The 24,195-nt window shown below is 71.3% G+C and carries 24 protein-coding genes and 1 pseudogene; 17 read left to right on the forward strand and 8 right to left on the reverse strand.

The window, feature by feature from the left end; all coding sequences use genetic code 11:
* Positions 1-2: 2 nt before the first annotated feature.
* Positions 3-587: a GNAT family N-acetyltransferase gene (locus ACZ43N_RS05800; RefSeq protein WP_468095224.1), complete on the reverse strand. Its 585-nt coding sequence runs from the start codon at positions 585-587 to the stop codon at positions 3-5.
* Between the two features lie 50 nt (positions 588-637).
* Between ACZ43N_RS05800 and ACZ43N_RS05805 the strand changes: the two genes are divergently transcribed.
* The 4 genes and pseudogenes from ACZ43N_RS05805 (at position 638) to ACZ43N_RS05820 (ending at position 4,519) form a co-directional block, all read left to right on the forward strand.
* Complete coding sequence (locus ACZ43N_RS05805) at positions 638-793, forward strand: hypothetical protein (protein WP_468095225.1); 156 nt, start codon at positions 638-640, stop codon at positions 791-793.
* A 332-nt stretch (positions 794-1,125) separates the two neighbouring features.
* Positions 1,126-1,446, forward strand: a complete 321-nt coding sequence (locus ACZ43N_RS05810; RefSeq protein ID WP_468095226.1) for a hypothetical protein — start codon at positions 1,126-1,128, stop codon at positions 1,444-1,446.
* Between the two features lie 510 nt (positions 1,447-1,956).
* A pseudogene (locus ACZ43N_RS05815) lies at positions 1,957-2,859 on the forward strand (non-reducing end alpha-L-arabinofuranosidase family hydrolase); the annotation flags it as partial.
* A 244-nt stretch (positions 2,860-3,103) separates the two neighbouring features.
* On the forward strand, positions 3,104-4,519 hold the full coding sequence (locus tag ACZ43N_RS05820) for a DEAD/DEAH box helicase (RefSeq protein WP_468095227.1): 1,416 nt from the start codon (positions 3,104-3,106) through the stop codon (positions 4,517-4,519).
* A 137-nt stretch (positions 4,520-4,656) separates the two neighbouring features.
* Here ACZ43N_RS05820 and ACZ43N_RS05825 read toward each other — a convergent pair whose 3' ends face one another.
* Genes ACZ43N_RS05825 through ACZ43N_RS05835 form a run of 3 tightly spaced genes read right to left on the reverse strand, consistent with a single transcriptional unit; the run spans position 4,657 to position 5,809 of the window.
* A complete protein-coding gene (locus tag ACZ43N_RS05825) occupies positions 4,657-5,142 on the reverse strand; it encodes a DUF1360 domain-containing protein (RefSeq protein ID WP_468095228.1) in 486 nt (161 codons plus the stop codon).
* Positions 5,143-5,168: 26 nt separating this feature from the next.
* The gene (locus ACZ43N_RS05830) at positions 5,169-5,273 is read right to left on the reverse strand and encodes a hypothetical protein (protein ID WP_468095230.1); all 105 of its coding nucleotides are present in this window, start codon (positions 5,271-5,273) and stop codon (positions 5,169-5,171) included.
* Positions 5,273-5,809 (reverse strand): RecQ family zinc-binding domain-containing protein, encoded by a 537-nt coding sequence (locus ACZ43N_RS05835; protein WP_468095232.1) that lies wholly within the window; start codon positions 5,807-5,809, stop codon positions 5,273-5,275. Before ACZ43N_RS05835 ends, ACZ43N_RS05830 begins: the two co-directional genes overlap by 1 nt.
* 210 nt (positions 5,810-6,019) lie before the next feature.
* Between ACZ43N_RS05835 and ACZ43N_RS05840 the strand changes: the two genes are divergently transcribed.
* The 5 genes from ACZ43N_RS05840 to ACZ43N_RS05860 all read left to right on the forward strand — a co-directional run bounded on the left by ACZ43N_RS05840 (position 6,020) and on the right by ACZ43N_RS05860 (position 9,162).
* Positions 6,020-6,604 (forward strand): ArsR/SmtB family transcription factor, encoded by a 585-nt coding sequence (locus tag ACZ43N_RS05840; protein WP_468095233.1) that lies wholly within the window; start codon positions 6,020-6,022, stop codon positions 6,602-6,604.
* Between the two features lie 309 nt (positions 6,605-6,913).
* Positions 6,914-7,060, forward strand: coding sequence for a hypothetical protein (locus tag ACZ43N_RS05845; RefSeq protein WP_468095235.1), 147 nt, complete (start codon positions 6,914-6,916; stop codon positions 7,058-7,060).
* 653 nt (positions 7,061-7,713) lie between these two features.
* Positions 7,714-8,133 carry an aspartate 1-decarboxylase gene (gene panD, locus ACZ43N_RS05850; protein ID WP_468095236.1) on the forward strand — a complete coding sequence of 140 codons (420 nt, stop codon included), beginning with the start codon at positions 7,714-7,716 and terminating at the stop codon, positions 8,131-8,133.
* A 49-nt stretch (positions 8,134-8,182) separates the two neighbouring features.
* Complete coding sequence (locus ACZ43N_RS05855; protein ID WP_468095237.1) at positions 8,183-8,527, forward strand: GNAT family N-acetyltransferase; 345 nt, start codon at positions 8,183-8,185, stop codon at positions 8,525-8,527.
* Positions 8,528-8,535: 8 nt separating this feature from the next.
* Positions 8,536-9,162 (forward strand): aspartate/glutamate racemase family protein, encoded by a 627-nt coding sequence (locus tag ACZ43N_RS05860; protein ID WP_468095532.1) that lies wholly within the window; start codon positions 8,536-8,538, stop codon positions 9,160-9,162.
* 935 nt (positions 9,163-10,097) lie between these two features.
* Here the strand turns inward: ACZ43N_RS05860 and gndA are convergent.
* Complete coding sequence (gene gndA, locus ACZ43N_RS05865) at positions 10,098-11,537, reverse strand: NADP-dependent phosphogluconate dehydrogenase (protein ID WP_468095238.1); 1,440 nt, start codon at positions 11,535-11,537, stop codon at positions 10,098-10,100.
* A gap of 399 nt (positions 11,538-11,936) precedes the next feature.
* On the opposite strand from gndA, the gene ACZ43N_RS05870 reads away from it, so the two are divergent.
* Positions 11,937-13,082: a transglycosylase family protein gene (locus ACZ43N_RS05870; protein WP_468095239.1), complete on the forward strand. Its 1,146-nt coding sequence runs from the start codon at positions 11,937-11,939 to the stop codon at positions 13,080-13,082.
* A gap of 41 nt (positions 13,083-13,123) precedes the next feature.
* Here ACZ43N_RS05870 and ACZ43N_RS05875 read toward each other — a convergent pair whose 3' ends face one another.
* The gene (locus ACZ43N_RS05875; RefSeq protein WP_468095240.1) at positions 13,124-14,260 is read right to left on the reverse strand and encodes a DMT family transporter; all 1,137 of its coding nucleotides are present in this window, start codon (positions 14,258-14,260) and stop codon (positions 13,124-13,126) included.
* 228 nt (positions 14,261-14,488) lie between these two features.
* On the opposite strand from ACZ43N_RS05875, the gene ACZ43N_RS05880 reads away from it, so the two are divergent.
* The 5 genes from ACZ43N_RS05880 (at position 14,489) to ACZ43N_RS05900 (ending at position 21,137) form a co-directional block, all read left to right on the forward strand.
* Positions 14,489-15,232: a (2Fe-2S)-binding protein gene (locus tag ACZ43N_RS05880; protein WP_468095242.1), complete on the forward strand. Its 744-nt coding sequence runs from the start codon at positions 14,489-14,491 to the stop codon at positions 15,230-15,232.
* An 84-nt stretch (positions 15,233-15,316) separates the two neighbouring features.
* Positions 15,317-16,468 (forward strand): glycogen synthase, encoded by a 1,152-nt coding sequence (glgA, locus tag ACZ43N_RS05885; protein WP_468095243.1) that lies wholly within the window; start codon positions 15,317-15,319, stop codon positions 16,466-16,468.
* Between the two features lie 47 nt (positions 16,469-16,515).
* Positions 16,516-17,736, forward strand: a complete 1,221-nt coding sequence (gene glgC / locus ACZ43N_RS05890) for a glucose-1-phosphate adenylyltransferase (RefSeq protein ID WP_468095245.1) — start codon at positions 16,516-16,518, stop codon at positions 17,734-17,736.
* A 224-nt stretch (positions 17,737-17,960) separates the two neighbouring features.
* On the forward strand, positions 17,961-19,307 hold the full coding sequence (locus tag ACZ43N_RS05895; RefSeq protein WP_468095246.1) for a wax ester/triacylglycerol synthase family O-acyltransferase: 1,347 nt from the start codon (positions 17,961-17,963) through the stop codon (positions 19,305-19,307).
* Positions 19,308-19,634: 327 nt separating this feature from the next.
* Positions 19,635-21,137, forward strand: coding sequence for an SDR family NAD(P)-dependent oxidoreductase (locus ACZ43N_RS05900; protein WP_468095247.1), 1,503 nt, complete (start codon positions 19,635-19,637; stop codon positions 21,135-21,137).
* Here ACZ43N_RS05900 and ACZ43N_RS05905 read toward each other — a convergent pair.
* Positions 21,116-21,610, reverse strand: a complete 495-nt coding sequence (locus ACZ43N_RS05905; protein WP_468095249.1) for a hypothetical protein — start codon at positions 21,608-21,610, stop codon at positions 21,116-21,118. The two genes, ACZ43N_RS05900 and ACZ43N_RS05905, sit on opposite strands and share 22 nt — an antisense overlap.
* A gap of 493 nt (positions 21,611-22,103) precedes the next feature.
* On the opposite strand from ACZ43N_RS05905, the gene ACZ43N_RS05910 reads away from it, so the two are divergent.
* Together ACZ43N_RS05910 and ACZ43N_RS05915 are read left to right on the forward strand one after the other, a co-directional pair.
* The gene (locus ACZ43N_RS05910; protein ID WP_468095251.1) at positions 22,104-22,277 is read left to right on the forward strand and encodes a hypothetical protein; all 174 of its coding nucleotides are present in this window, start codon (positions 22,104-22,106) and stop codon (positions 22,275-22,277) included.
* A gap of 53 nt (positions 22,278-22,330) precedes the next feature.
* Complete coding sequence (locus tag ACZ43N_RS05915) at positions 22,331-22,813, forward strand: GNAT family N-acetyltransferase (protein WP_468095252.1); 483 nt, start codon at positions 22,331-22,333, stop codon at positions 22,811-22,813.
* Positions 22,814-22,825: 12 nt separating this feature from the next.
* Here the strand turns inward: ACZ43N_RS05915 and ACZ43N_RS05920 are convergent, their stop codons facing one another.
* Complete coding sequence (locus tag ACZ43N_RS05920) at positions 22,826-24,172, reverse strand: amidase (protein WP_468095254.1); 1,347 nt, start codon at positions 24,170-24,172, stop codon at positions 22,826-22,828.
* Positions 24,173-24,195: the final 23 nt, after the last annotated feature.

Here is a 24,195-nt window from a genome sequence, read left to right on the forward strand (position 1 = left end):
AGCTATGCCTCACGCAACCACCGGGCCATGAAGAGCGCCTGTTCGCCGGCCGACTCGGTGCCGTCGTAGAGCGAGGTGTCCAGTCCGCAGAAGACGAAGCCCAGGCGGAGGTAGGCGCGAATGGCGGGAACGTTGACGTTGCTGACCTCCAGCCATACGTGCCCTGCCCCGCACTCCCGGGCGAAGTCGAAGGCGTGACGCATCAGGGTCCGCCCGATCCCTCTGCCGCGCCAGGCAGGCGCGACCTCGATGTCACAGATGGTCAGCCGACCGTTCCACGCGTCGAAGGACGCCTCCACGAACCCGCACAACTCGTCCCCGGCGTAGGCGACCACCGTCCGGCTCGGCCCGGGTGCGGTGTCGTCGGCACTGTCGTCCCCGAGGGGGAAGACCTTGCGGAGGGGAGGATCCACCGGGGTCTCCCGCATGGTGAAGCCTTCGGCCGTCATGGTCACTTGGAACACCGCGTCCGTCGTGAACGACCCGTCCAGCCCGCTCAGGGCCTCGTCGTCCTCCGGCCGGGCCGGCCGGTAGACGACGGTGCCCGTCGTGTGGCTCGCCGCCGCGTCGTCCGCTGTCGTCTCCATCGTCCGACCGTACGTCCATCGTCACGTGGGCGATCGGTGACGATGGCTCCATGCCGCTCTTCGCTCGGGTTCACGTCCGGCTGCCTCATGGCACCCGAGCCGATGCCGCGCCGGCCATGGGGGTGTTCGTACGGGTGGCGCTCGTGGCCGAGGGGCAGTGGCTGCGCGGCGCCGGGGACTCGATGGCTTCGCCGGCCGTGTCCTGACTGCTGATCACGGCGGTGTGCGGCGCGCTGCTGTTCCGGTGCCGTCACCCGGTGGTGGTGGCCTGACCCAGGGGGAACGAGGCCGCCGGCCAGGCAGTCCCGACCGAGTCGGCCGAGATCGACGGCATCGCCGCGGTCAGCCCCGCGCTGCCCTCGGACGACGGCGGCGTGTCCAGCGTGATCGTCTACCCGACGACGGCACCGCAGGCCGAGGGCACCGCTGACCCCGTGCACCGGCTGCGCGACGACGTGGCGCTGGAACTGGAGCGCGCCACCGGTGCCGACATCCTGGTCGGCGGGGCGACTGCCGCCTCCAGGACTTCGCGGACACGGTGGCGAAGCGGCTGCCGCTGTTCGTGGCCGTCGTGGTCGGAGTGTCGTCGCTGCTGCTCATGGTGGGCTTCCGGTCGGTGCTGATCCCGATCAGGGCGGCCCTGCTGAACCTGCTCTCGATCTCCGCAGCGCTCGGGCCGATGACCCTGGTCTTCCAGCACGCTCTGTTCGGCGTGCCGACCGGACCGATCGAAGTCTTCCTCCAAGGCCGGTGTGGGCCGCAGGAACGCCGCCATGGCCGGTGGGTTCTGCCGGGTCGTCATCAGGACGGATTCTCGAAATATTTCGATGGTGCTGACGAATCTTGCGAGAGGTATTGACGCCGCTCACGGGCCGCCTATGCTCCGAGTTGATCGACACTTCGCCCCTTGTTCGATATCACGCACAGGCCGCACGTCGCAGGCACCGTCACATTGCGCGCTTCGCTCGCAGGGTGGGGCACCGCCCGGGATGCGCCCACCGAAATGTTCGAGTCGCAGGGAGTACGTCGCTCATGTCTATGTCATGCCCTCGTCAGCTGACTCAGGCGTACAGGTGGGGCGCGCGTAGGCCCAGGTCACCCCCGGTGCGCCAGCAGGGCGTGGGGCCCGGGAGGCCGCAGGGAGTCGGCCGAACGGTGCTCGCGGATCGCGACGAACCGCACCACAACGACAGTCCGGACGGCCTCCGGCGGGGCCGACCGGAACCGCTCACTCACGAATCAAGAGGTCGTCATGCGCAGAGGAACTTTCAGCCGCAAACGTCTGTCCGTGGTGCTGGCCGCCGCGGCTGCGGCCCTGATCTCGGCGGCGTCGCTCGTGGCCAACCCGGCTCAGGCGGCCACCAGTGCGTGCTCCCTCCCGTCGACGTACCGGTGGACGTCGACGGGTCCGTTGGCGCAGCCGGCGAACGGATGGGCCTCGCTGAAGGACTTCACCAACGTGACGTACAACGGCAAGCACCTGGTCTACGGGACGAACTTCGGCTCGAACTGGGGCTCGATGATGTTCAGCCCCTTCACGAACTGGTCGGACATGGGCTCGGCCCGCCAGAACAGCATGAGCCAGTCCGCGGTGGCCCCCACGCTGTTCTACTTCGCACCGAAGAGGGTCTGGGTGCTGGCGTACCAGTGGGGCGCGTGGCCGTTCATCTACCGCACGTCGAGCGACCCGACCAACCCCAACGGCTGGTCCGCGCCGCAGCCGCTGTTCACCGGAAGCATCTCCGGCTCCGACACCGGCCCGATCGACCAGACCCTGATCGCCGACGGCCAGAACATGTACCTGTTCTTCGCCGGTGACAACGGCAAGATCTACCGGGCGAGCATGCCGATCGGGAACTTCCCGGGCAACTTCGGGTCGTCGTACACGACGATCATGAGTGACACGAAGGAGAGGCTGTTCGAGGCGCCGCAGGTCTACAAGCTCCAGGACCAGAACCAGTACCTCATGATCGTGGAGGCCATGGGGGCGAACGGGCGCTACTTCCGCTCGTTCACGGCTTCCAGCCTGAGCGGTTCGTGGACTCCGCAGGCCGCCAGCGAGAGCAGGCCCTTCGCGGGCAAGGCCAACAGCGGTGCCACCTGGACCAACGACATCAGCCACGGTGACCTGGTTCGCAACAACCCCGACCAGACCATGACCGTCGACCCCTGCAACCTGCAGTTCCTCTATCAGGGCAAGGCCCCCAACTCGGGCAGCCTCCCCTACAACCGCTGGCCGTACCGGCCGGGTGTGCTCACCCTGCAGCGCTGACCTGCCTGATCCAAGAAGCCGATGAACGGGTGCCTGACGGGAGCCCTCCCAGGTCAGGCACCCTCGCGCGGGCGTATGGATGAGCCGATGCGCCGCGTGTTAGCGTCATGCGTTTGCGTGGTCGACGCGGTGGGCCGTTCTGCGTGACGCGATGGACCGTTCTGCGTGTTTCGGTTCCGCTTGTGCGTGGGCTGTTCGATCCTGCCGGGCCTTCCTCGGTATGTTCCTCTGCGGAAGGCTGTTCATGAAGTACCCCGACGATTCCGGCATGGCTCCCGCCGCCCCGGCCCAGCCCGAGTCCTCGAACCCGGCGCCGCCCCCGCCCGGCTCCTTCGCCGGTCTGGGACTGCCGACGGAGGTGTTGCGGACACTGAGCGGCCTCGGGGTGCGCGAACCCTTTCCGATCCAGGCCGCCACCCTGCCCGACGCTCTGAAAGGGCGCGACGTCCTGGGGCGCGGGCGCACCGGCTCGGGCAAGACGCTCGCCTTCGGTCTGCCCCTGCTGACTCGTACGGCCGGGCGGCGCGCCGAACCGAAGCAGCCCCACGCCCTCATCCTCGTGCCCACCCGGGAACTGGCCGAACAGGTCACCCAGGCGCTGGCGCCGTACGCCGAGGCGCTGCGGCTGCGGATGGCCACGGTCGTCGGCGGCACGTCGATCGGCCGGCAGATCGCCGCGCTGCGTCAGGGCGCCGAGGTGGTCGTCGCCACCCCCGGACGCCTGCACGACCTGATCGGGCGCAGCGCCTGCCGCCTGGGACGGGTGAGGATCACTGTCCTGGACGAGGCCGACCAGATGTGCGACCTCGGATTCCTGCCCCAGGTGGTCGACGTCCTCGACCAGGTGCACCCCGACGGTCAGCGGATGCTGTTCTCGGCCACTCTGGACGGTGATGTCGATCAGCTGGTCCGCCGTCACCTCGACGACCCCGTCGTCCACTCGGTCGACCCGTCCGGGGGCACGGTCACGACGATGGAGCACCACCTTCTGGTCGTCCACGGCCCTGACCGCTACGCCGTCACCACGGAGATCGCCGCCCGCGACGGGCGCGTACTTCTGTTCCTCGACACCAGGCACGCCGTCGACCAGCTCACCGGGCATCTGCGGGCCAGCGGGGTGCATGCCGGGGCCCTGCACAGCGGCAAGTCCCAGCCGCAGCGCACCCGGACCCTGGCCCAGTTCAAGAACGGTCGGATCACCGTCCTGGTGGCGACCGACGTCGCGGCCCGCGGCCTGCACGTCGACGGCCTCGATCTCGTGGTCAACGTCGACCCGCCCACCGACCCCAAGGACTATGTGCACCGGGCGGGCCGCACCGCCCGCGCCGGTGAGTCCGGGAGTGTGGTCACCCTTGTGCCGGCTGGCCGGCGCCGAGAGGTGAGCCGGATGATGGCCGACGCCGGCGTCGACGTGACCGTCACCAAGGTGCGCTCGGGGGAGGCGGAGCTGAGCCGGATCACCGGAGCGAGGGCTCCCTCCGGTATCCCCCTGGACGGCGGGCCCGCCGTCCCCCGGCCCAGGAACACCAACACTCCCTTCCGCGGCCTCGGCACCAGCAAGGACACCTCCCGTGGCACCGGCGGCAAGTCCCGAAAGGCCGACGAGGCCCGCAGGCTGGCCGAAGCCCGCAAGGCGGCCCGCGTGCGCCGCAACGGCTGATTCCTGAGAGCGGAAGAGCGGCGGCCGAGCCGATTCCCGCACAGGAGTCGTGAGACGGCGAAGCCCCGGCGGGGCTTCTGAGTGGAGTCCAGCGGCTGGCGCGGGCACCCTTGTACTCCGGCTCTCCGCGGTCCCGGTCAGTCGTCCCCGGTGGTCCGGCCCACCAGCGCGCTGTACGCCAGTTGCAGCGCGTCCGCGCCGGCCAGTGCCGCGAGCGCGCCCATGGCGGTCCGGGTTGCCCGCGGCCACAGCAACTGACCGGCGGTCAGGGTGGACACCACCCAGACGCTCGTGCAGAACGGGCAGGTCACCAGCTCGCCGACGGTGTCCCTGCCGCCCTCCGGCTCCGCCTCCTCGTGCAGCTCGGCGGGGCCCTGCGGGCCGACGTACCGCGTGAAGGGCGCCCGCAGCGGACTGGTGACGGACGCCTTGGTCAGGAGCCTGCTGAGCCGGAAGGTGGCGACCGAGGTCAGGACCACGTCCCAGGGCTGGGGCCGGTCGGGCAGGGGACGCCCGCGCAGCCGTACCGCCGTGGCCCAGGCCGCCGTGTATGCCCCGAATCCCGTCATGGACGCGAGATAGCCGCCCAGCGGCCGGTCGTGTCCTATGTTCGGCCCGGTCATGGCCTGGCCCGGTCGCCGGGCGCGCATCAGGTGCCGCCCAGCAGGTCGCCCTCCTGCACGGCTGTCAGGGACAGCGTCTTGTAGCCGACCTGCTCGAACAGTACGACGAGGCGGTCCTCCTCCGTGCGCATCACCGTGCCCGCACCCCACTCGGGGTGGTGCACCCGGTCGTTCGGCTCGTAAGGCCCGCCGTGCCCGGGCGGGGGAGCGGCGTCCCGCGCCCGCCGTGCCCGGGCGGGGGAGCGGCGTCCCGGTGTCCGGACCCGGTGGCGGGGTGCTCGTCGTCGCGGTCGCACACGTCGCACCGCCCGCACGGTGTGTCGAGCTGCTCGCCGAAGTAGCCCAGAAGGTACTGGCGGCGGCAGGTGGGCGTCTCGGCGTAGCCGCGCATCATCTCGATGCGCGAGCGGTCGACGCGGCACCGCCGCTCGAACGCCCGTGCCGCCTCTTCGGTGGCCTCGTCCGCCGTGTGGCCAGGCAGAGCACGGACTGCGCGGCGCCTGCCCTCGACGGTCACCGCTCCCGCCTCCTCCAGCAGGTTCAGTAGATCGCTGGTCTTCCGGCGCGACAGGCCGGACAGCCGCGCGGTCCTGCTACGGCTCTGCGGGGCGTCCTGGGCGAGCAACGCCATCGCGGGCACCACCTGCGGCTCGGGCCTCCATCTCATCGGCGGCTACATCCCCCTTCATGCGGTCCGGGGACGTCATCGGTCACGAGTTCCTGGGGGAGGTCGTGGAGGTCGGCGCCGGGGTACGCCGACACATGGCCGGGACCGGGTGGTGGTCTGCTCGTTCGTCTCCTGCAGAGCGCAGTCATTCTCGAATCCGATGCAAAGATTGCGTTGCAAGCACTCCTTTGCATCGCTATCTTTGTAGGCATGAACGAGCCCCAGGACTCGCACGTCCGCAATCTCGATGCCCGATCCCTGCGCGGGCTCGCACACCCGCTGCGTATGCAGCTGCTGGACGCCCTGCGCTTCGGTGGCCCCGCCACCGCGTCCCAACTCGCCGAAAAGCTGGGCGAGTCAAGCGGTGCAACCAGCTACCACCTGCGGCAGCTCGCCGTTCACGGCTTCATTGAGGACGCCCCCGAGCACGGCAAGGGCCGGGAGCGGTGGTGGAAGGCGGCCCACAAGGGCCTGCGCTTCGACGACGCACTGCTCACGGACACCAGCCCGGACGTGCGCGGGGCCGCCGACATGTATCTCCACGAGGTCGCCACCACTCAGACCCGGGACCTGTCGACCTGGCTCGGCAACCGCCAGACATGGCCGGAGGAATGGAACCGCACCTGGGACATGAGCAGCGCGACACTGCGGCTGACACCCGAACTGACCCAGGAACTCGTCGAGAAGATGCATGCGCTCGTCGACACCTACCGCGACCGGGCCGCTGACGAAGACGACGCCAACACCGCCCAAGTACGCATCCACACGCACGCGTTCCCCCTCACCACGGAATGAAAGGCCACGGCCCGATGCGTCCCGAGATCCACCTTGCCCTGCACCATGTCCGCGCCACTGAACTCCGTGCCGAAGCCGACGCGTACCGTCTCGTCGCAGCGGCCCGGCGCCCCCGGTACCTCCGTACCCGTCTCGGCTGGGCCCTCGTAGATGTCGGCCTGCGGCTGGCTGCCACCCCCAAGCCGGCAGCCGCCATTCCTTAGTGCCGTTCGCGACCGCCGTCCTCGTGGGAAAACGTGACCGCGAGGATCGTGACCGCGAGGATGGGGAATTGGCTGAGGCCGAACCCACCTGAGGTGGGGAAATTGCATGACCGTCGACAGGCTGGCGGCCGGAGAGCTGAGCACGGCCCACCTGGCGACCCATACCGTGCCCCTGGACGAGGCGCCGCGGGCATACGAGATGTTCGAGAAGAACGACGGCTGCGTGCGCGCGGTGATCCGGCCGGGCGGCTGACCGTGGTCCACCGCAGGCGGCCCTTGTCCCGTCCGCGCAGATGTGGACCCGGCCCACCATGAGCACAACGCCACGCCGTCGCCCCCGGATGCGGCAGAGCCGGGTCTTGCAGCTGCTGGACCGCCTGGAGCGTGAAGCCCGGAGCCGACGTGGTGACCGAGCGGTCCGCAAGGGCGTGCAGGCCCTCCCGCCCGCGTTCCACGGCCGGATCACCGGCCATGCAGGAGATGCGCTTTTGGCGTCCGCCGGTCCTCTTTCCGACAAGGAGGTCGTTTCCCATGCGCTGGGGCGGCAGCGTTTTGTCCTGGCGGTGCCGGCCGACGGCCGGCCGCCGTGGCCTTACCAAGGGGTGGGCTACTCCCCAAGTACCGGGTCGGGGGAAGCGAGCGGTCCGGAAGCGAGACGGCAGAACACGGCCACCGTGGCTGGGGGTACTGCCGTCGCCGGGGACCCAGCTCGAGCCCTCGCGGCCGTGGCGCACCCGCAGCCGGCGCAGCCCGCCTGATGACGCGTCGCAAAAGTCAGCAACGGGTCAGTGTGAGCCCTGAAACACCTGAGGACAGCTGACCGAAGAAGCGAACGGTTGTACTCTCCAGAGACCGCCCTTGACCTGCATAAAGCAGGCAGGGAGCAGACAAATCGGGAGTCTTGCCGTGTTTCGTACCATGTTCAAGTCCAAGATCCACCGAGCCACCGTCACCCAGGCCGACCTGCACTACGTCGGCTCCGTGACCATCGACGCCGATCTGCTCGACGCCGCCGATCTGCTGCCCGGTGAGCTCGTGCACATCGTGGACATCACCAACGGGGCCCGTCTGGAGACGTACGTCATCGAGGGTGAGCGCGGCTCCGGGGTCATCGGCATCAACGGCGCCGCGGCCCATCTCGTGCATCCCGGAGATCTGGTGATCATCATCAGTTACGCTCAGGTCTCCGATGCCGAAGCCCGGGCGATGAGGCCCAGGGTGGTGCACGTGGACGGCGACAACCGGATCGTGTCCCTCGGCGCGGACCCGTCCGAGCCGGTACCGGGTTCGGACCAGCGGCGCAGCCCCCAGGCCGTCCCGGCCTGAGTCCCTGAGCGGCTGCCCGGCGACGCCGAACGTACGCGAGGAGAACCGCATGAGCGACATCGAGATCCGCGACGACCGGGCCGGCGGCCGCCTGGAGGCCTTCGCCGGCGACGAACTGGCCGGACACATCCAGTACTTCGTCCTGGAGGCTCCGCAGCGCGCCCTCGTCCCGGTCCACACGATCGTCGAGCCCGCGTACGAGGGCCAGGGGATCGCCGGTTCGCTGGCGCGGCGGCTGTACGTCACGGCCAAACGCGAGGGCCTCGTCGTCGCGCCGCTGTGCCCGTACGTCGTGAAGTGGGCGGAGCGGCACCCCGACGAGGCCCCGGCGGCCGACCCGGAGCTGCTGCGGGCGGCCAAGGAGTGGCTCGTCGCCCACCCGGAGGGGTTCTGATGGGCGGCGTGCTCGCCCTGCTGCACACCTCCCCCCTCCACGTCCCGGTCTTCGACGCCCTCCGCGACGAGGCCCATCCGGGCCTGGAGCTGAGGCACTTCGTCGCCGAGGACCTGCTGACCCGCGCGGGCACCGACGGTCCCGAGTCGGTCGCCGGCGAGGTGCGGGCCCTGCTCGACGAGGCCGTCGCCGAGGGCGCGACGGCGGTGCTGTGTACCTGCTCCAGCATCGGCGCCGTCGCCGAGGCGACCGGCGTCGGCGTGCCCGTGCTCCGCGTGGACCGCCCGATGGCGGCCGCGGCCGTGGCCGCCGGCCCGCGGATCGTCGTCCTCGCCACGGTGCACAGCACCCTGGCCCCGACGGTGGCCCTGATCGAGGAGGAGGCCACGGGCCCGGTGGAGATCCGCACTCTCCTCCTCGAACAGGCATGGGCACTGTTCGGCGCCGGTGACACCGAGGGCTGTGCCCGGGTGATCGCGGAGGCCGCCGACGACGTCACCGACGCCGACGCGATCGTCCTCGCCCAGGCATCCATGACGCCCGCCCGGCGACTGACCACGACCACGATTCCCGTCCTGTCCAGTCCCCGGCCGGGGCTGGCGGCGGGCGCGGCGGCGGCGCGGCCGAACGGGTGACTGTCCGTGGTGCCGAGGGGTACCCGGGGCACGAGTCCATGGCCGACGTATCCATGGCTGGAGGACACGATGACTCACCCAGAACCGGACCCCGTGCGGCCCGGCCCCACCCCCGGCCCGGGCCCCGACCGCCCCGAACCCGTCCCGGCCCCGAACCCCTACCCCGACCCGGTCCCCCCACCGGAGCCCGCACCGACCCCGGAACCGGACCCGGTCCCGCAACCCCCGGGCCCTGACCCGATCCCGGGAGAACCGACGCCCAAGCCCCTGACGTAGAGGCAGGAAGAACGACGAGTGGCCCGGCGCGAACCTCGTCACGCCGGGCCACTGCCATGCCGCCCGAAGGGGGGTGTGGGGAACAGCGAGACCGGCCACGGCCGACCGGCCCTCGCCGAGGGCTTGCCGCGGTCGGCCGAGGAGGGACCGACCGCGAATCGGCCAGCCCCCGCCGACGCGCCGCCGGGCAGTCGGGGCGGGCCCCATCGGGCCATCTGCCGTGGCAGGGCCGATGGCCCAGCAGGTGGGAGTAATGGCCCAGCAGGTGGGGGAGCACCGGGAGGCCGCCGCGGTCGGCCCGTGCGAGAGCGGCCACGTCCGCTCGGCCCGTGCCGACGTCCGCCGCGGTCGCTCCGTGAGGGACCGGCCGCAAGCCGACCCGCCACCCCCTCCCGCGGGGGCCGCTCCGCGCGAGTCCGGCCACGACCGACCGACCCTCGCCGGGGCCCGCCCGCCGGTTCGCCCGAGATCGGCCGTGAACCGGCCGGGCTCCGTCGACAGGTGCCGCGGTCGGCCCGCGCGAGACCGGCTCCCGCCGGGGCCCTGCGGTCGGCGCGGCAAGACCGCCCCCGGCCGGGGCCCTGCGGCCGGTCCATGCGCAACCGGCCGCAACCGCACCGGCCCTGTCGACGTCCCCCGCGGTCGGTCGCGGTCCCCTCTTACGCCTCGACCTCGGACCGGTCGCCACCCCACAGCGTGTGGAACGACCCCTCCCGGTCCACCCTCCGGTACGTGTGGGCCCCGAAGAAGTCCCGCTGGCCCTGCGTGAGCGCCGCGGGCAACCGCTCCGCGCGCAGCGCGTCGTAGTAGGCGAGGGCCGCCGCGAAGCCCGGCGTCGGCACGCCCTGCCGGGTGGCTGCCACGATCACCTCACGCCAGTCGTCCTGCGCCGCCGCGATCTCCTGGGCGAACGTCTCGTCGGACAGCAGGCTCGGCAGGTCCGGCCGGGCGTCGTACGCGGCGCGGATACGGTCGAGGAAGGCCGCGCGGATGATGCAGCCGCCGCGCCAGATGGAGGCGACCTTGCCGAGGTCGATGTCCCAGTCGTACTCGGCGCGGGCCGCGTCGATCTCGTGGAAGCCCTGCGTGTACGACACGATCTTGGAGGCGTACAGCGCCTGCTCCACGCGGTCGGCGAAGGCGCCCGCCTCGGCCTCGCTGAGCGGGGCCGCCTTCGGGCCGGCCAGCGAGCGCGAGGCGTCCCGCAGCGAGGCGTGCCCGGACAGCGAGCGGGCGAAGACGGCCTCGGCGATACCGGAGACCGGCACACCCAGGTCCAGCGCGATCTGCACGGTCCAGCGGCCCGTGCCCTTCTGCTCCGCCTGGTCGACGACGACGTCCACGAACGGCTTGCCGGTCGCCGTGTCCACGTGCGCCAGCACCTCGGCGGTGATCTCGATCAGGTACGAGTCGAGGCGCCCGGTGTTCCAGGTGCGGAAGATCTCCGCGATCTGCGCGGGGGAGTAGCCGGCCACATCCCGCAGCAACTGGTACGCCTCGCCGATCAGCTGCATGTCGGCGTACTCGATGCCGTTGTGGACCATCTTCACGAAGTGCCCGGCGCCGTCCGGACCGACGTGCGTGACGCACGGCGCCCCGTCGGCGGCCTTCGCGGAGATCTTCTCCAGCATCGGGCCGAGGGAGTCGTACGACTCGGCCGGGCCGCCCGGCATGATGCTGGGGCCGTTGAGCGCGCCCTCCTCACCGCCGGAGATGCCCGCGCCGACGAACAGGATGCCCTGCTCGCGCAGCGCGGCCTCACGACGGCGGGTGTCCGCGAAGTGCGCGTTGCCACCGTCGATGATCATGTCGCCGGGCTCCAGCAGCGGCGCGAACTCCTCGATCACCGCGTCCGTGGGGCCGCCGGCCTTCACCATCACCACCAGACGCCGGGGGCGCTCCAGCGCCTGTACGAATTCCTTGGCGGTCTCGGCCGCGATGAAGTCGCCCTCGTGCCCGTGCTCCTTCACCAGCGCGTGGGTCCGCGCCGCGGTGCGGTTGTGGACGGCGACCGTGTAGCCGTTGCGGGCGAAGTTCCGGGCGAGATTGCTCCCCATGACCGCGAGGCCGGTGACGCCGATCTGGGCTGAAGTGCTCATGCGGTGGGCTCCTATGGATCCTGGAATCAGTGGTGCCGGTGTATCGGTCAAGTCGTGAGGCACAAGTAGTGCCGGTAGGTCCTCATATCGGTGCTGCCGTCGGTGCTCGCCAGTATTGCCCTTCCGGTCACCCTGGCGTGCGGCGGCCCCTTGCGCACCGCCCGGCGCGTCGTGCTTGAGTACGTGGAAAGGGCCCCACCTGCCTCAATGGACCGCGCATCCGGCGCCATTCACGCGTCGCACTCACTCACGCGCGCGCCGGACGGGCGTACTTACGCGCCGGGACAGGTCGCTTCCACGCCACTCACGGGGTTGCTGCGGCTGGATTTTCGTCTTGTCATGGCCGGTTCGCGGCGCTTACTTTTGCGGCTTCGTGGCAGAGGCGAGGGGGGCTACTCCATGGCCGTACGCGGCCGGCACCGCCGGTATCAGCCGAACAGGATCAACCGTGCTTCACTCACGGTCACAGCCGGCGGCGCCGGCATCGCACTCCCGCTGATCGGCACGGGAGTCGCCGAGGCGGCCGACGTGGACACCTGGGAGAAGGTCGCGGCCTGCGAGTCCACCGGTGACTGGGACATCAACACCGGCAACGGCTACTACGGCGGTCTCCAGTTCAGTCAGTCCACCTGGGAGGCGTACGGCGGGACGGCCTACGCCCCGCGCGCCGACCTGGCGACCAAGGAACAGCAGATCGCGATCGCCGAGAAGGTGCTGGACGGCCAGGGCCCCGGCGCCTGGCCCCACTGCTCGGTCCGCGCGGGCCTCACCCGCGGCGGCGACGCGCCGCGCACCATCGAGGACGTCAAACCGCAGACCACGCCCCAGTCGCAGGCGGGCAAGGTCGAGATGTACACGGTCGTCCGGGGCGACACGCTCTCCGAGATCGCCGAGTCCCATGAGGTCAAGGGCGGTTGGCGCGGGCTGTACAACGCAAACCGACGGATCGTCGGCTCCGACCCGGACCGCATCCTCCCGGGCCAGCGGCTGAGCCTGAGCTCGGCCGCCCCCAAGAAGGAACACAAGAAGGAACAGCCGAAGAGGGAACACAACAAGGAACAGCCCAAGAAGGAGCAGGCCAAGAAGGAAGAGAAGAAGGAGCAGAAGCGGGAGCAGCGGACCGACACGCGGCAGCAGTCCGGGTCCCGGGTCGCCCCCGTGAACGCCTCCCTCGGCACCCCGTACCGCGCCTCCGGTTCCTCCTGGTCGAAGGGCTACCACACGGGGGTCGACTTTCCCGTGCCGACCGGCAGCACCGTGAAGGCCGTGGCCTCCGGTGAGGTCGTCACGGCCGGCTGGGGCGGTTCCTTCGGCTACCAGGTGGTGATCCGGCACGCCGACGGCCGGTACACGCAGTACGCCCATCTGTCGGCGATCTCCGTGAAGGCCGGGCAGAGCGTGAGCGCGGGCCAGCGCATCGGCCGCTCGGGGTCCACGGGCAACAGCTCTGGCCCGCATCTGCACTTCGAGGTGCGGACGGGGCCCGGCTTCGGCAGCGACGTCGACCCGATCGCCTACCTACGGGCGGGCGGGGTGCGTCTCTGACACGCTGACGTACCGGGGGAGGCCCGCTTCGGGCCTCCCGCTCATGAAGCGACATGGTCCCGTCGCCGGTCGGTATGGGCATGGGGCCGCGGCACGTACAGCTCGCCGTGGAACGGTCGCAGCTCCAGTTCGGGCGGACCCTCGTCCCCGGAGCCGCCGCCCCTGCGGAACGGAGCCGGTACGACCACCCGCCGGTCGAGGCCGAGCGAGCCGTCGGCCGCTGCCGGCAGCTCGGCGGACCGGGAGGGAAGCCCCGCGAGGAGCCGTTCGACGGCGAGGGCCGCCTCCCGGTCGGCGACCGTGGACGCGTCCTTCGGGGCGTCTTTCCCGACCCGCTCGGGCCGCGCCTCGTCATCCAGCCGCTCGGTGGTGAGCAGGATCAGCCCGCCCGCCGCGACGACTCCGCTGGCCAGTGCGAGGAGGGTGCCCGTGGTGCCGTAGCGGAACGTCTCGCCGAACATCGTGATGCCGACCGCCGCCGCCACCACCGGGTTCACGACGGTCAGGGTGGCCAGCGGGGCCGCGAGGCCGCCGCTGCGGTAGGAGGCCTGGGACAGCAGCAGACCGGCCGTGGCGAAGACACCGATGACTGCGAGGGTCGGCACGTCGCCGAGCGCGACACCGTCCGTCCAGTCGACGGCGACCGTCTTCGTGAACACCGATGACATGCCGAACGCCACACCGGACGCCACCGCCAGCAGGATGCTGCGCGTCGTCGGATGTCGGTGCGCGGCGTGGGCCGCCGTCATCAACGCCACCACGGCGCCCGCGCTGACCACCGCCACCAGCACGCGCTCGGCGGTGTCCAGGGACCGCGCGTCGGCCGTGCCGACCAGGGAGAGCAGCCCCGCGAGGCCCACCGTCGCCATGATCGCGCCCCGCCAGGCCGTCGCCCCGGCCCTGCGACCGACGAAGAGCGCCGCCATGGGCAGGGCGAAGACGATGGTCAACGCGCCCAGCGGCTGCACCAGGCTCAGCGGGCCGTAGGCCAGGGCGACCACGTGCAACAGCCCGCCCAGACCGTTGAGTGCGACGGCGGCCCACCAGCCCGGCCGGCGCAGCGGCGCGTAGGTCCGGCTGGGGGAGGTCACCGCGACACGCTCCTGCACGATCGCACCGCCTGCGTAGGCCACGGCGGAGACGAACGACAGCAGCACGGACAACGCGAGGGCGCTCATGAGCGGCTCCTCTGCGAGGGGCGGGGGCGCTCGGCCCGCCGCTGCGAACGGTCGGCTTTCATGGTGACCACGATGCCTCGCGAACGTGTTCGCGTCGTCGTACCTGAGCACTCAATGAGTCGTACTGCCGATGGAGTACGACCCGCCGCCGGTCATCCTCAGGAGGGGCGACACGGAGTGCACCCCTCGGCTCGGAAGCGCCGATGGGTCCTGGTACTACTCGACCTCGTGGATCACGCCCCCGGCCTCACCGACCTCTCCGCCCTCGGCGGCTTCTTCGTACTACGTACGGGGGAACCGTCGCGGGGGCCGCTGCCCACCCTCGCGCAGGCGTACGCGGCACGGGATGCCGATGTGAAAAAGGAGGTTTACGCGAATCCCGTAATTTTCCGTGTCCGCAAGGTGGCGGACGGCACTCGGGCCCCCGAGCCACGCGTCGCGGCCTCCATCGCCCACCTCGGTCTCGCCGCCAGGCTGTGGTCGGTGGTCCTGGGCGCCGCCGCGCTGTACGACCGCGTCCCCGATCTGGACCCTCGGCTGCTGCGCTGGGACCCGGGCGCGAGCGCTCCCGACGAGCTCTGGCTGACCGAGGTACGGATGCTGCCCGCCGACGAACTCGGCGAGGTCGTACGGGAGGCGCATCTCGTCCCGCTGGCGACAGCCCTGTGCTCCCAGCTGCCCGTTTCCCGCCGTCTGCTCCGGGGCAACGCGGCCTCCGCGCTGATGGGAGCCGTACGGCAGATCGACCGCTGGGCCGCCGCGAACGGCCGTACGGAGGTCGCGGGCCGGGCCCGGCGGCTGGCCGCCGCACAGCTCACGCATCCCGCTCTGGCCGGCACCCTCGACCCCGTCACCCACCGCCGCCGCAGCTGCTGCCTCTACTACCGGCTGCCCGGCGGCGGACTGTGCGGCGACTGCTGCTTCGACCAGCCGCCCGCCCGGACCCGGCCGCCGGGCGCCGCGGGCCCCTAGGCCCACGGGAAAATCGTGGTCTTCCCCAACCGCCCCGTCTGGGTGACCATGTGGGAACACGTCATGTGAGACAGGGGGTTCCGGGTGCGAGTCGGCCTGTTGACCCGGGAGTATCCGCCCGACGTCTATGGTGGCGCGGGGGTCCATGTCGAGTTCCTCGCACGGGAGTTGAGACCCCTCGTCGACCTGGACGTGCACTGCTGGGGTGAGGGCGCCGCGGGCGGCGTCGTACGCCACCGGCCCTGGTCGGCGCTGGACGGCGCCAACGACGCGCTGCGCACGTTCTCCGTGGACCTGTCCATCGCCGCCGGGCTCGAAGGCCGCGAACTCGTCCACTCGCACACCTGGTACGCCAATCTCGCCGGGCACTTCGGCAAGCTGCTGCACGGCATCCCGCATGTGATGACCGCCCACTCGCTGGAGCCGCTGCGCCCCTGGAAGGCCGAGCAACTGGGCGGCGGTTACGCCCTGTCCAGCTGGGCCGAGCGCACCGCGATCGAGTCCGCCGACGCGGTGATCGCGGTGTCCGGCGCCATGCGCGACGACATCCTCGGCTGCTACCCGGCCCTGGACCCGGCAAGGGTGCGGGTCGTGCACAACGGCATCGACACCTCCCTCTACCAGCCGGACCACGCCACGGACGTCCTCGACCGCATCGGCCTGGACAGGGCCCGCCCCTACGTCCTGTTCGTCGGCCGCATCACCCGCCAGAAGGGCGTGCCCCATCTGCTGCGCGCCGTGCGGGACATCGACCCTGACGTCCAGGTCGTGCTGTGCGCCGGCGCCCCCGACACCCCGGAGATCGACCGGGAGTTCCGCGACCTCTTCGAGGAGCTGAGCCGCGTACGCGAGGGCCTGCACTGGATTCCGCAGATGCTGCCGCGCCCGGAGGTGATCCAACTCCTCACCCACGCTGCCGTGTTCGTCTGTCCCTCGGTGTACGAACCGCTCGGCATCGTCAATCTGGAGGCCATGGCCTGCGGGACGGCGGTGGTCGCGTCACGGGTGGGCGGTATCCCGGAGGTCGTGGAGGACGGCGTCACGGGACTCCTCGTGTCCACCGAGGACGACTTCGAAGCTCAGCTGGCCCGCGCCCTCGACTCGGTCCTCGCCGACCCCGCGACCGCCGCCCGCATGGGTGAGGCGGGACGGGAGCGCGCGGTGCGCGAGTTCGGCTGGGACGCGGTGGCCCGGCGGACGGTCCACCTGTACGAGGAAGTCCTCAAACAGGGGTAGGCACACAGGACAGAGCACGGCACAACCGGGCGTAGAGGGGCGACGGCATGCGGCGCGGTGGACCTTCGGTGCTGGGAATCGTACTGGCGGGCGGTGAGGGCAAGAGGCTGATGCCCCTGACCGCCGACCGGGCGAAACCCGCGGTGACCTTCGGCGGGACGTACCGTCTCGTGGACTTCGTACTCTCCAACCTCGTGAACGCGGACATCCTGAGGATCTGCGTCCTGACCCAGTACAAATCGCACTCCCTGGACCGGCACATCACCACCACCTGGCGGATGTCGAGCCTGCTCGGCAACTACGTCACCCCGGTCCCCGCCCAGCAGCGGCTCGGCCCGCGCTGGTACCTGGGCAGCGCCGACGCGCTGCTGCAGTCGCTGAACCTGGTGCAGGACGAACAGCCCGAGTACGTCGCCGTCTTCGGCGCCGACCACGTCTACCGCATGGACCCCCGGCAGATGCTGGCCCAGCACATCGAGGGCGGCGCGGGGGTGACCGTCGCCGGGATACGTGTGCCCCGCACCGAGTCCTCCTCGTTCGGGGTGATCACCCCCGGCTCCGACGGCCGGTCCGTGGAGCGTTTCCTGGAGAAGCCCGCCGACCCGCCCGGCCTCGTCGACGACCCCGAGTGCGTGTTCGCCTCGATGGGCAACTACATCTTCACCACCAAGGCCCTGGTCGAGGCGCTCCAGCGGGACGCCGAGGACGAGAACTCCGTCCACGACATGGGCGGCTCGATCCTGCCCCAGCTCACCGAGCGGGGGGAGGCTCAGCTGTACGACTTCAGCGCCAACCACGTACCCGGTGAGACCAACCGCGACCGCGGCTACTGGCGGGACGTCGGAACCCTCGACGCCTACTACGACGCCCATATGGACCTCATCGCCGAACGCCCCGCCTTCAACCTGTTCAACCGCAGCTGGCCCATCTACACGAGCTCCGGCCAGCTCTCCCCGGCCCGCTTCAACGCGGGCGGCATCGCCAGCGAGTCGATCATCAGTGCGGGGTGCCTGATCCGCGGCCAGGTGACCAGGTCCGTGCTGTCGCCGGGCGTCGTGGTCGACCCGGGCGCCGTCGTCCAGGGGTCGGTCCTGCACGACAACGTCCACATCGGCCGGGGCGCGGTCGTCCGGGGTGCGGTCCTCGACAAGAACGTCCAGGTCCCCCCGGGCGCCACCATTGGCGTCAACCCGGAGCGTGACGCCGAGCTGTACACGGTCTCCAAGGGCGGGGTGATCGCCCTGGGCAAGGGTCAGCAGGTGTCGTAGCCCTGTGCGAAGGTGCGTCGAGCGGCTGTGCGGTTCGTCACGCCACGCTGGGCCGGGTGGGTTGAGATGACCCCCGGTGACGGCAGATGTCCCCCAGGTCCCGCCTCTTCCCAGGAGGCGGGACTTAATCTGCTGTTAACTGAGCGTAGCTCGATCGTACTTGACCGTAATCGGCCAACGGCGATTGACTGCAGACTCACCCGTCGTCGACGCGAGGCAAGCCATTGACTTCTGACGAGCTCGCACCACTCGACCTGGCCTTCTGGAACATCGAGACCGCCGAACATCCCATGCATCTCGCCGCCCTCGGCGTCTTCACGGCGACCTCGCCCACCGCCGGGTCCCACGCCGCGGACCTGCTCGCGGCGCGCGCCGCCGCAGTGCCCGCGCTGCGCATGCGGATCCGGGACGTATGGCGGCCCGACATGCGGCTACCGCTCACCTTCGGTGGCGCGACCCGTGAGCCCGTCGCCCACTTCGAGCCCTTCGATCACGTCCGGCTGCACGCGCCCACACGCGACTTCCACGCGGTGGCCGGGCGGCTGATGGAACGCCCCCTGCAACGCGGCAGGCCGCCGTGGGAGGCGCACGTCCTGCCGGCCGAGGACGGCACCTCCTTCGCGGTGCTGTTCAAGTTCCACCACGCCCTGGCCGACGGACTGCGGGCGCTGACCCTCGCCGCCGCCGTCATGGACCCCATCGACATGCCCGCGCCCCGGCCCCGCCCCGCCGAACCCGCGCGCAGCCTCCTCGGTGATGTGCGCCGGCTGCCCACCCTCTTCCGGGACACCCTCTCCGACCTGGGCCGGGCCCTGGACATCGGCACCTCCGTCGCCCGCACCACGCTCGACGCGACGCTGGGCGCCCGGTCCAGCGCCGCCCTGACCTCCGAGCCCAGCGGTACCCGCCGTACCGCCGGGGTGGTCCTCGACCTCGACGACGTACATCGCATCCGCAAGACGGTCGGCGGCACCGTCAACGACGTCCTCATCGCGGTCGTCGCCGGCGCGCTGCGCCGCTGGCTGGACGAGCGGGGCGACGGCAGTGAGGGGGTCACGCCCCGGGCCCTCATCCCCGTCTCCAAACGCCGGCCGCGCACCGCGCACCCCCAGGGCAACCGGCTCTCCGGCTATCTGATGAAGCTGCCCGTGGACGACCCCGACCCGCTCGGCCGTCTCCGTGCGGTCCGGACGGCCATGGACCGCAACAAGGACGCCGGGCCCAATCGCGGGGCCGGGGCGATCGCGCTGCTCGCCGACCACGTGCCGCCGCTGGGACACCGCCTGGGCGGGCCTCTGGTCAGTCAAGCCGCGCGCCTCTGGTACGACATCCTCGTCACCAGCGTCCCCCTCCCGAGCCTCGGCCTGAAACTCGGCGGCTGCCCGCTCGCCGAGGTGTACCCGCTGGCCCCCCTCGCCCATGGGCAGTCGGTGGCCGTGGCGGTGTCCACGTACCGGGGGAGCGTCCACTACGGCCTGGTGGCCGACGCGAAGGCCGTGCCGGATCTGGAGGTGCTGGGCAAGTCGGTGACGAGAGAGTTGGACGAGCTGCTGGCGGCGTGCGAGAGCTGACCGAGGGCGCCTTGTGGCTCGGGGGCGCGCGGTTCGCCGGCGGGTGCGGGTGGTGTGTGACTGGTCGCGCAGTTCCCCGCGCCCCGGAAAAGCCGAGGGCTGCGCCCCCAGGCTTTTCACCTGAAGGCCGGGCCGCAGGCCCGAGCCTGCGGGGGCGCGGGGAACTGCGCGAACAACCCCCACGTACCCGCACCCGTCGGCGAACCGCGCACCCCCGAGCTACTGGGCGCCCTGCGTTTGGTCAGCCGCGCTTCCGACCGTAGAATTCCGCGTTCGGTGACGGGCGCGAGTCGGCGCGCCGCGGGTGATCAGGGAAACGGCAGCGCGATGACGGTGACAGAGGACGGCCCGGCGACGACGGACGAGGCCGTGTACGGCCCCGGTATCGACCCCGAGCGGCTCGCCGTCTGCCTCAGCGTGCTCGAGGAACTCGACACGCTGGACGTCGACCACCCGGACGCGATCACGGTGCGCCGCGCCACCGCCGCCATCTACCGCACGGTGAAGCAGCGCCGCCGGCAAGAGCGCCGTGCCGCGAAGACCGCCCACGACAAGGCGGTCACCGAGGCCACCGCCACCGGCTCCGCCCAGCGCATCGACGACGAGACGGAGGGCATCCTGCCGTCGTCGGTGACCGAGACGGGACAGATCGCGGGGATACTCCAGCGCCCGCGCTCCTGCTACGTCTGCAAGAGCCGCTACGTCGAGGTCGACTACTTCTACCACCAGCTCTGCCAGGACTGCGCCGCCGAGAATCGCGCCCGCCGCGACGCCCGCGCCGACCTCACCGGCAAGCGCGCCCTGCTCACCGGCGGCCGCGCCAAGATCGGCATGTACATCGCCCTGCGGCTGCTGCGGGACGGCGCCCACACCACGATCACCACCCGTTTCCCGAAGGACGCCATCCGCCGCTTCAAGGCGATGGACGACTCGGCCGACTGGATGCACCGCCTGGAGGTCGTCGGCATCGACCTGCGCGACCCCGCCCAGGTCGTCTCCCTCGCCGACCAGGTCACCGAGGCGGGCCCGCTCGACATCCTGATCAACAACGCGACGCAGACCGTGCGCCGTCTGCCCTCCGCCTACGCCGCCCTGGTGGAGGGCGAGCGCGCCCCGCTCCCCACCGGCGAGCTCCCCGCCCACCACGTCATCGGCGCCTTCAACTCCGGAGCGGTGGACCGGCTCACCGGTCCGGCCGAGCTGCCCGCCGGCACCAGCGGCCTCGACGCCCAGCGGGTCGCCGACCTCGCCCTCGTCGCGGGCAACGCCAGTGTCGCCCGGCACCTCGACGGCACCGCCATCGACGCGGGCGGCCTCGTCCCCGACGTCGTGGACAGCAACACCTGGGTGCAGACCATCGAGCAGATCTCCCCGGTGGAGCTGCTGGAGACCCAGCTGTGCAACTACACCGCGCCGTTCATCCTCATCAGCAAGCTCCGCCCGGCCATGGCCGACGCCGCGCGGAAGGCGTCGAGCGGACGGGCGTACGTCGTGAACGTCTCCGCGATGGAGGGCGTCTTCGGCCGCGGCTACAAGGGCGCGGGCCACCCGAACACCAACGCCGCCAAGGCCGCGATGAACATGGTGACGCGGACCAGCGCCCAGGAGATGTTCCAGACCGACGGCATCCTCATGACCTCCGTCGACACCGGCTGGATCACCGACGAGCGCCCCCACTTCGACAAGCTCCGCCTCGCCGAGGAGGGCTTCCACGCCCCGCTCGACCTCGTCGACGGCGCGGCCCGCGTCTACGACCCTGTCGTCCGCGGCGAGCAGGGCGAGGACCTGTACGGCGTCTTCCTGAAGGACTACGCGCCCGGCAAGTGGTGAGACGCCCTCGCCCGGCCCGACACCAGCTCCAGCACCGTCCGCCAGTCCTCGAGCACCCCGGCGTCCACCCCCGGGGTCCGGCCCGCCTCGTCCGCGTCCCGCAGCGTCAGCACGTCCTCGACCAGGGCCGCGTCGGCCCAGCCGCCCGCGTGCAGCCGTACGAGGTCGTCGGGGCCGAGGGCGTGCAGGCGTATGAGACGGGCGACCCGCTCGCCGAGCAGGGGGCGCACCGCATCGGCGGCCAGATCGGCGTGGCCGGTGTCGTCCCCCGGACGGAGCAGACGGCCGAGGCCGCGCACCAGGCCGGCCACCTGAAGCTCCTTGTCGGCCGGCCGTGCCCGGCGCAACAGCGCGGCGGTGCGCAGCGCGTGCTCGTGCCGGTCCCCGAAGTCGCCGCAGCCACCGGGCGCGTCCCTCGCCCCCCGGCACGCGTACAGCAGATCCATCAGCTCGTCGATGCCGCGCAGCTCCATGCGTCGGTCCTCCCGAGTCCGCCCGCGAGAAATGCCGTTGCGGCACAGGAGCAGATCATGGTCGGCTTGCTATTCGGCCAACGGGACCTGAACTGCGTGCCGAGGATGGCGATCCGCCGAAGCCCTGGTACGGCGCTCAGTTCGGTAACTAGGCCGGTCGGGTGGTAGCAAAACGTAATGAAATGGGGCGAATCGCTGCACGGTGGCCTGCTGAACACGGAACGACTCAAGACAGTTACCTCGTGTTTTCAGCCCCATCGAGCGGGCACCCGCTCATTTGGTTACTCTGTATCGGACGGACAGCTTTAAATGGGTTCCACCCACACCCACGGTCCGTCCCGGGACAAGCCGGTCACCACGGCCTGCTCTCACCCAAATGAATCCGGCGCCACCGCGTCCGAACTGACATCGACTCAGACCCGAGCGGACGTCAGGCGCGCAGCGGCAGGCTGGGCCGACGTCCCGAGGGTGACCGACACATAAGGAGTGCGCGGTGACACCAGAGAAGACGAATCGCGATCAGCGCCCCAAGGAACGCACGGAGCGCGCCGGCCGGTCGAAGAAGGAACTCGGCAGCCTCGACGTGTGGGCCAGGTCCGCCCCCATCCGTCTGGCGGGCTACGAGGACGACCTCGCCGAGCCGCACATCCTGCCCAGCGTGGACTGACCCGTCAGGGCCATCGCGATCGCCGTCTGCATGGGCGTGCCAGACTCACGCCCATGCAGATCAGAGAAGCCACCGCCGAGGACTGGCCGCGGATCTGGCCGTTCTGGCACCGTGTAGTCGCCGCCGGTGAGACCTACACCTGGGACCCCGATACTTCCGAGGAAGCCGCCCGCGCCCTGTGGATGGCCCCCGCCAAGCGGGTGTTCGTCATCGAGGACGGCACCGGAGCGGTCGTCGGCTCCGCCTATCTCACACCCAACTACGGTGGTCCCGCCGCTCGTATCGCCAACGCCGGCTTCATGGTCGACCCCGACCACGGCGGTCGGGGCATCGGCCGCGCGCTCGCCGAGCACGTCCTGGCCGCGGCCAAGGCCGACGGCTACCGCGGGATGGTGTTCAACGCCGTCGTCGAGACCAACCCGGCCGTCCGTCTGTGGACCTCCCTCGGCTTCACCGTCCTGGGCACCGTGCCGGATGCCTTCGAACACCCGCGGGACGGCGCAGTGGGGCTGCACATCATGTACCGGGCCCTCTGAGGCCGGGCCCCGTCAGTCGAGCGGTGCCGTCCGCCGCCACGGGTGCAGCTCCTGCAACTGCTCCGCCACGGCGAGGAGTTCCAGTTCGGAGCCAGGGCGGCCCACCAGTTGCACCGCGCAGGGGGCGCCCGACGGGAGCGTGCCGAACGGCACCGACATCGCCGGCCATCCCGTGAGGTTCCACGGCGGGGTCAACGGCGAGTAGTTGGTGTTCACCAGCAGATTGCGCAGCCAGCCCCGCTCGTGCCAGGGCGCGGCGGCCGGCCCGCGCCGGGCGAGCGCCGGCGTGAGCAGCACATCGTGCTCGGCGAAGAACGGCTCCATCCGCCGGCGCAGCTGCTCCCGGCGGTCGCCCGCGCGGACCCCCCTCAGGAAGCGGCGCCCCACGGCGGCGTGCACACGGGTGCGACGGGCCAGCAGCGCCGGGTCGAGGTCCTCGGCGTCCACCGCCGTGCCCGCCGTCCAGTGGGCCAGCGACGTCGTGCCCAGCCAGAGCGGGTACGGCGGATCGGCGGGCCGCACACGGTGGCCCACCCCGGCCAGCGCCTCGGCGGCCCGGCGCGCGGCATCCGCGTACGGACGGGTGACGGCCACCCCGACCAGGGGGCTGCGCACGGAGAGAGCGATGGTGCGGGAGGAGGGGGACCGGGGCGGCTCGACGGGCTCCGTGCCCGCCAGGACCTGGAACATCAGCCGGGCGTCCTCGACGGTCGTCGTGAGCGGGCCGTTCTCCGACATGCCGAACCAGTCGCCGTGTCCGATGTCCGCGGGGATGACGCCGAAGCCCGGCTTCAGCCCTATGAGGCCGCAATTGGCGGCCGGTATGCGCAGCGATCCCATCCCGTCGTTGCCGAGTGCGATCGGCACCAGGCCGGCGGCGACCGCGGCCGCGCTGCCGCCGGACGAGCCGCCGGTGGTGCGGGTGAGGTCCCATGGGTTGCGGGCGGTGCCGTGCACCCCGTCTGTCGTGCCGAAGACGCACAGCTCGGGCACGTTCGTCAGACCCACGACCACCGCGCCCGCCGCACGGAGCCTGGCCACCGTCACATGGTCCTCGGCCGCCGGGGCGTCCGGTGTCGCGGCCGACCCGTTGCGCGTGGCCTCGCCCCGTACGGCGAGGTTGTCCTTGACGGCCACCGGTACCCCGGCCAGCGGCAGACCGCCCAGCTCGGCGCGGGCCGCCACCTCGTCCGCCTCGGCGAGGGCCGCCTCCGCCCGGACCGCGCGGAACGCGCCGATCCGCCCGTCCAGCGCCGCGATCCGCGCGAGATGCTCCGCCACCACCTCGCGCGGCGTCACCCGCTTGTCCTGTACGGCGGTGGCGATCTCGGTGGCGGTCCGGCCGGCCCAGCTGGTCACGGGGGCTCCCTGTCGGTCTGAGG

Source organism: Streptomyces sp. NPDC030814, from assembly GCF_055572155.1.